We start from the raw sequence: 4,211 nt of genomic DNA, 5'->3' as shown, positions 1-4,211 counted from the left end.
AAAAACCACCGCTGGAAGAGGAGGAGCTACTGCTGCCGCTCGAAAAGCCGGAGCTGGAGGCAGAGGAGGGCTGCGCTGCCATCATGGCCGACGCGACGCCCGCGGTGATGCCGCTCATGCTCGATGAAAGTCGTTCCGAGGTGAAACCGTCCCCGCTATACCAGCGAGGACGGTAATCCGACTCGACGTCGCTGATCGCGTGTCGTGTCAGATCATTCTCGAAGCGCTCCGTCCAGGGCTTCTCGACACCGAGTGCCATGGCGTAAGGCAATATCGCCTCATAGCGCGACACCGTCATATCGGGCTCGTCCCGGAAGTTGAGTCGCTCCTTCTCTGCGGTCTCCAGATACATCTTGAAGCCCTCGATCTCGTCCATCACCTTGCGTCCTTGCATGGTATGCGCCCCCATGTAAGTCCCGAAGGTGCCAGCGATCGCCAAACTCGACAACAGGGCAATGAAAATCAAATCCACACCGAACGAATGATATATACCGATCAAGAATTTCAAGTAGCCGAATGTCATCACTGCCACGAAGATGCCCACCAGCACGCTCACTACCAGCGGCTTGCGCAGCGCCCGCTTCATGACCAGCAACAGCAGCAAGAGCGGCATGCAGGAGAACAGCATGAAGACGAGTACACCGACCTCCAGCACGTCGAAATAGAGCATCTGGAGTATCGACACAACAAACAGCGCCACGCCGAAAAGGGTATAGCCCTGGTTGCTGTTGAAGAACACCGAGCGATTCTCTTTTTGCAGCGCTGATGTAAAGCGAGACTTCGTGCGTTGGATGGCTCTCCCATGCTTGGCGTCGGTGGTGACCGGACTGTTTTCGCGCAGAAAATCGAAAATGACTTTCTCGCCCGGGGGAAGCGAGTCGGGCACCTTGCCTGTCGTTTCCAACGTCATCGCCTTCTTGCCTTCCTTGCCGAGGGCCACCACTCCCTTGACGGCCAACGACACCACGGCTGCGGAAAAAGCGGTCCAGCCGTGCTTTTCCCACTGCCCCTTGTAATAGACGAAGTGGGTCAGTGCAGGAGAAAACCCTTCCGGTGCATAGAAACGAGGAATGATGGTGCCCTTGGCCGGGCCTCGGCCGACGCGATACCACGCATAGAAGAAATAGAGGAAGACCACCAGGGGCAGAGCGACCGCCCCGACCACCTCTCGGTAGTCCGACAACCAGTAGCGCATTTCATGGACGAAATCAGGAGAAAGCAAAGCGCCTTTTTCAAAGGCTACCGCAATCGTCATCCCCTCCCGAACCGCCAGCGGCTGCGTCATATCAAAGCGAGCGACGTTATCCCTGAGCTGCTCCATTCGGGCTGCTTCCTCGGTCGCCCCTTGACGTCCGGTAAAGACGTCGAGCTCACGGATCTCGGCCCCGGCAGGCAGCGTGACGAGTGCCGATGCCTCGAGAATCGGAAACGCCCAGAAGTTTCCGGTCGCATTCCAGTAGAGCTCATCGTGCTCCTGGAACATGCGAGCCGCCCGGTCGATTCGATAGCGTATCTCGTAGGTGTGCGTGCCCTGCGCCAGGGTGGCATCGGCGCGCCCGATCTGGATACGCTTGCCGTTCATCAACGCATTGACCGTATAGCGCTCGGGCTCTCCATTGCGCTTCACCGAGAGCACGTCGAGCGTCTGTCTCACTCGGCGTCGGCCCTCGCCAGCCAGGACAGTAGGAATGTCGCGGAAGATACCACGCTGGATCTGCTCGCCCTCGGCATTGACACGGATTGTCTCGGTAATCTCCACCGAGGAATCGGGCTTTACCTCGATGTCCGTCTCGAATCGTTCGATGACCTCTTCCGCCGCTACCGGCAGTGCCGCCATACCGGACAGCACGAGGGTAACGATAGCCAGACATGAGGTAATCGCCACCTTGCGCATGGACACGTTATTGATCATCAATTATCCCCTTGCTCTAGTTTCCTGCCGCGCCACTATTGGGCGAAAGTCACTTGCGGCACGCTACGACCTTCGTTATTGAGCTCGAAGTAGTTCGCTTTTTCGAATCGAAAGCTTCGGGCAACGATATTGGAAGGGAAAGACTCTACCGCCACATTCAGATTGCGCACCGTGCCGTTGTAATAGCGGCGTGCGTACTGGATATCGTTTTCCACCGTCTGCAACGCACGCTGGAACTCCAGAAACGTGGTATCTGCCTTGAGGTCCGGGTAGGCTTCCACCACCATCAAAAGCCGCCCCAGCGCTGCAGAGAGCTGGTTCTCTGCCTCACCACGCTGTACCAGGCCCCCCTCGTCTTGCGCCTCCAGTACGGCCTGTCGGGCGACCGCCACCGCATGCAGCGTTTCGCGCTCGTGTCGCATGTAGGCCTTGACGGTTTCAAGCAATCTGGGGATCAGATCGGCCCGGCGCTTCAATTGCACATCGATTCCCGACCAGCCCTCCTGGCTCAGTTGCCGATACCTGATCAGGCCGTTGTATAGATGAATGAAATAAGCGATAAACGCCACGAAAAGTGCCAGCCCTGCCCACTCCATGCCCACTCCTTTACTCTAACGCCGCTGACTACAGGCGAAGATTTATTAGCCACTTAGCGATGACGTATTATGCGGAGTTTTATGTCGATTTGTAGCGGTCAAAGGATACTGAACTATATTTAAATGTTTTCCTCCACCGAAGCGGGCGCAATAACATCGTTGAATGCATGAAGCCGCTACCGGTTGGAGTCGCCCACTGGATGTCCGGAAGAAGAGGGCAATAAGGGCGTATCCGTCCCTGCGCCAGGCGTTACTTTAATATGTAAGCAAGTGACTCCTTCGCCTTGACCACCTTGCACGGGAGGCGCGTGCAAGGTGCTTACCCTCCCGGCAACGTCAGCTCCAACCGATACCCTTCGTTGCGCACCGTGCGGATGAGCTGCGGGCAGCGGGCGTCGTCGCCCAGGCACTGGCGCAGCCGGCTGATGCAGACGTCCACCGCGCGGTCGTTGGCCAGGCAGTCGCGTCCGAAGGCGCGGCGGCTGAGCGCGTTGCGGCTGACGATGCGGTTGGGTTCCTCGCTCAGGGCGTCGAGCACCTGGAAGTCGGAGCGCCTGAGGTCGTGGATCTGGCCGTCCGGGGCGTGCAGCCGGCGCAGGTTCACCTCCAGGCACCAGCCGCCGAAATGTCGCCTGGTGGCCGAGCGCACGGGGGGGCCGGGCGCAGTCGGCGATGAATCGCGCGAATGCGCGCCAGCAGCTCGCGCGGGTCGAACGGCTTGCTGAGATAGTCATCGGCCCCGAGTTCGAGCCCGATGATGCGCTCCTCGGCATCACCATGAGTGCCGGTCATGATGATCGGCCAGTCACCCTTGCGGCGCAGGGCCCGGCAGACGGCGAGTCCTCCTTCGCCGGGTAGCATCTGATCGAGTATCACCAGGTTCGTATCCTTCAGGCTCGCCCACATCTCGTGCTCGTGCGCCGCCGCACGGGTGCGGTATCCCCTGCGCGCCAGGTAGGCGCACAGCCGCTCGCGCGCCTGCGTATCGCTGTCGACCACCAGAATCAGGTCGCGCTGCATAGGCGCCGGCGGCGGGCCCTCCGGTCTGGCCATACTTTCCATACAGTTCATTACATATGACTCGTAAAGCGAAAGGTTCTTAAGCGAAATTGCTAATATAATCGCGATCGTCAAAATCGTAAATGCCAATCATTATTATTCTTATGCTGTAAAGGATCGTTCATGACGCATCGCGCTTCACCCATCTCCACGGCTCGTGTCGCAGGGTCCCGCACGCCCCTTTCAGTGGCGATCGCCGTCGCCTGTGGCAGCGCCTTGATGAGCACCGGCACGCTGGCCCAGACGTCCGACGCCACGCCCGAACACGTTCGGATGGAAACCCTCCAGGTCGAGGCAAGCCCGCTGGGTGATTCAAGCACCCGCTATACCGTCGATGACACCCGCGCCTCCACCGGGCTCGATCTGTCCCCCCGCGAGACGCCGCAATCGGTCACCAGCGTCACGCGTCAACAGCTCGACGATCATCAGGCCACCACCTTGGAGGATGCGCTGGCGCTGACGCCGGGCATCGCCGCCAGCAAGCTTGAAGTGGGTGTGCGTACGTCTTACCGGGCACGCGGCTACGACATCAGCAACTGGAAGGTGGATGGCCTGCAGTTCCAGGGGGCCACCGGGTTCAGCGGGGGTGGGGGCGCCGTCAACATGGACCTTTACGAGCGTGCCGACATCGTGCGCGGCGCCAA

General features: G+C 59.7%; 5 protein-coding genes. 1 reads left to right on the top strand and 4 read right to left on the bottom strand.

Annotated elements, in window-relative coordinates:
* The 4 genes from BIS11_RS12060 to BIS11_RS12045 all read right to left on the bottom strand — a co-directional run.
* The coding region (locus BIS11_RS12060; protein ID WP_253586110.1) for a DUF2207 domain-containing protein at nt 1-1,912 on the bottom strand (1,912 nt) is incomplete at its 3' end.
* Between the two features lie 35 nt (nt 1,913-1,947).
* A complete protein-coding gene (locus tag BIS11_RS12055) occupies nt 1,948-2,508 on the bottom strand; it encodes a LemA family protein (protein ID WP_253421640.1) in 561 nt (186 codons plus the stop codon).
* 319 nt (nt 2,509-2,827) lie between these two features.
* Nucleotides 2,828-3,112: a helix-turn-helix domain-containing protein gene (locus BIS11_RS12050; RefSeq protein WP_253421643.1), complete on the bottom strand. Its 285-nt coding sequence runs from the start codon at nt 3,110-3,112 to the stop codon at nt 2,828-2,830.
* Nucleotides 3,109-3,561, bottom strand: a complete 453-nt coding sequence (locus BIS11_RS12045) for a response regulator (protein ID WP_253421646.1) — start codon at nt 3,559-3,561, stop codon at nt 3,109-3,111. Before BIS11_RS12045 ends, BIS11_RS12050 begins: the two co-directional genes overlap by 4 nt.
* A gap of 129 nt (nt 3,562-3,690) precedes the next feature.
* Between BIS11_RS12045 and BIS11_RS12040 the strand changes: the two genes are divergently transcribed.
* Nucleotides 3,691-4,211: TonB-dependent receptor plug domain-containing protein (locus BIS11_RS12040; RefSeq protein WP_253586109.1), on the top strand; the 521-nt coding region annotated here is incomplete at its 3' end.

Origin of the sequence: Halomonas sp. 707D4, assembly GCF_024158685.1 — a bacterium.
Taxonomy (GTDB): domain Bacteria; phylum Pseudomonadota; class Gammaproteobacteria; order Pseudomonadales; family Halomonadaceae; genus Vreelandella.
The sequence above is the reverse complement of the archived record's forward strand: the minus strand, read 5'-3'. Positions and strand labels throughout refer to the sequence as shown.